This is a genomic window from Lactiplantibacillus sp. B652, assembly GCF_023806745.1.
Taxonomy (GTDB): Bacteria; Bacillota; Bacilli; order Lactobacillales; family Lactobacillaceae; genus Lactiplantibacillus; species Lactiplantibacillus pentosus.
In genome coordinates, this window is sequence record NZ_JAMSKY010000085.1 from 1 (window position 1) to 322 (window position 322).

General features: G+C 41.6%; 1 protein-coding gene. It reads right to left on the minus strand.

Annotated elements, in window-relative coordinates; all coding sequences use genetic code 11:
- Window positions 1-215, minus strand: a 215-nt coding sequence (locus tag MZO40_RS17105) for a hypothetical protein (protein ID WP_309487051.1), incomplete at its 3' end; no start/stop codon positions are given.
- Window positions 216-322 lie beyond the last annotated feature (107 nt).

A 322-nucleotide genomic window follows, 5' to 3' on the forward strand; every position in this document is an offset into this window, starting at 1 on the left:
TTGAAGACCACGACCACTTGGCGCGTAATATTCTGATTGCGCCCCCAGTGATTTTGGATAACCTGTGCAACTTGACTCTTCGCACTACTTGGTAGCTTGGTCTGACCCTTGTCGCGGACCAGACTGATGATATTTGGCAAGAAGATGATGGACGCTACCATCACGACTAGCCAGATAATCGCTTGAATTGTAAAGCGTCTACGGCTCCCTTTCACTCTGTATCCATTCACTTAACTCAGATTCTTAAAAAGACATCGTGACATTTAATCAACAATGTGTTTAAATAATAACAACATGTTAAATGAAAACCGTTGTAATTTCA